General features: G+C 70.5%; 2 protein-coding genes. One reads left to right on the top strand and one right to left on the bottom strand.

The genetic code is table 11. The features are described from left to right. Positions 1–918: lysozyme family protein (locus HMPREF0731_RS25760; RefSeq protein ID WP_007005663.1), on the bottom strand; the 918-nt coding region annotated here is incomplete at its 3' end. Positions 919–1,038: 120 nt separating this feature from the next. On the opposite strand from HMPREF0731_RS25760, the gene motA reads away from it, so the two are divergent. After that, positions 1,039–1,932: a flagellar motor stator protein MotA gene (gene motA, locus HMPREF0731_RS18200; RefSeq protein WP_007005662.1), complete on the top strand. Its 894-nt coding sequence runs from the start codon at positions 1,039–1,041 to the stop codon at positions 1,930–1,932. Positions 1,933–2,000: the final 68 nt, after the last annotated feature.

Here is a 2,000-nt window from a genome sequence, read left to right as displayed (position 1 = left end):
CAGCGCGCGCAGCACATCGGCCGGCAGCGCCTCCCCCTCCTCGCGCCCGCGCGGCGCGCTGCGGGCCATGCGGCTGAACACCTCGACCAGGGTGGAGACCATGGATTGCTCGGTCGCGTGGCGCACCCGGGCCGGGCTGCCGCTGCCCCACCAGCGCGGCTCCTCGCTCGGGCGGGCCTCGCCCGGGCGGGGCTGCGGCGGCGTCTGCGCCAGTTCCACCGGCCCGGCCGGCGCCGTCAGGCCAAGCTGCGCATAGACCTGGCCGATGCGGCCGCGCAGCTTGTCCATCACCTGCTGCACCGAGAGCGGCGCCCCATCGGCGGCGCGGAAGATCGCCGGGTTGGCGCGCGCCGCCTCGGGCAGCACGTCGCTGGCGGCGCGGTTCGGCTCCTGCGACAGGCTGCGCAGGAACTGGGTGGCGCCGCGCTGGCCCAGGAAATGTCCGAGATACAGCTCGGTCGCGTCCGGCGCGCGGCCGAGCGCCGGGCGCAGCGCGTCGGCCAGGTCCTTCAGATGCTCCGCGCCGAGCCGGGCGGAGATCTCCGGGTCGTCGCGCAGCGCCAGGATGCGGCTGCGCAGGGCGGGGTCGGAGACGGTGAGCCGGCTGCCCTGGCGGGTGATCGCCGCCGCCTCATTGGCCAGCCCATGCGCCGCGCCATGCTCCTGCACCACGGCGAGCCAGGTCTGGTCGATGAACTGGAACAGGCCGCGCGCCGAGGAGGTGCCGGCCTGGGCGTCGCTGCGGAAGCCGCTCTCCATCGCCGCCTTGGCGGCCAGCACGTCGAATCCGAGGCCGGTCGCCTGCGACGCGCTGCGCAGCGCGCCGGCCACCTGGGCATCGACACGGTAGCGGCCGAGCGCCTCGGTCCGGGCGGCCTGGCCCGGCTCCAGGCCTTTTGGCGTGACGGGAAGCGGCATGGCGGTCCTCGCTGCGTTATGCGAAAAATGCTCATAGCATGGAAAGATGCGAAATGATAAGAGCGATCCGCCGGCCAGATCCTGGCCCGAAAGACACAACCAGCAGGGCCGCATCGCTCGATGATCCAGATCGTCGGAATCCTTGGAGTGTTCGTGGCCGTCTTCGGCGGCTACCTGATCGCAGGCGGCAAGATGGGCGTGATCCTTGGCGCCCTGGGGCCTGAGCTGATGATCATCGGCGGCAGCGGCTTCATGACGCTGCTGATCGGCGGCGACATGGCGCTGGTCACCAAGACCATGAAATCCTTCGGCAAGGTGTTCAAGGGGCCGAGCTGGAACCGCAAGGATTTCAGCGATCTGCTCTGCCTGCTCTACCTTCTGCTGCGCACCCACCAGAAGGAGGGCGCCGCGAAGCTCGAGAAGCATATCGAGAAGCCGGAGGCCTCGGCGATCTTCAGCCGCTACCCGCGGCTGTTGCGCGACCCGGCGCTGAGCGGGCTGATCTGCGACACGCTGCGCACCATCACGCTGAACAACAAGGACCCGCACCGGGTCGGCGAGATGATGGAGACGGCGATCGAGAAGCGCCACAGCGAGAACATCAAGCCGGCCAAGGCGATCCAGACCATGGCCGACGCCTTCCCCGCGCTTGGCATCGTCGCCGCGGTCCTCGGCGTCATCAAGGCGATGGGCGCGATCAGCGAGAGCCCCGAAGTGCTTGGCCGCATGATCGGCGCGGCGCTGGTCGGCACCTTCCTCGGCGTCTTCCTCTCCTACGGCCTGGTCGGGCCGATGTCGGGGCGGCTGAAGCTGATCCTGGAGGAGGAGCGCAAGATGCTCGATGTCACCCGCGCCGTGATCACCTCCTATCTGGAGAATCTCTCGCCGCAGATCTGCGTCGAGGTCGGCCGGCAATCGGTGCCGTCCAAGCTGCAGCCGAGCTTCGACCAGATGGAGGAGCAGCTGCGCGAGGCAGGCCGGGTGAAGACCGATGGCGAGGCGGGCGGGGGCTGAGGCGATGCGCCGCCCCCCCACCCCGCCCGGCCGTCTGCGAAACGCGCGCGCCCGGCGCCTCCCGGCGC

The sequence above is a fragment of the Pseudoroseomonas cervicalis ATCC 49957 genome, from assembly GCF_000164635.1.
GTDB lineage: Bacteria > Pseudomonadota > Alphaproteobacteria > Acetobacterales > Acetobacteraceae > Pseudoroseomonas > Pseudoroseomonas cervicalis.
The sequence above is the reverse complement of the archived record's forward strand: the minus strand, read 5'-3'. Positions and strand labels throughout refer to the sequence as shown.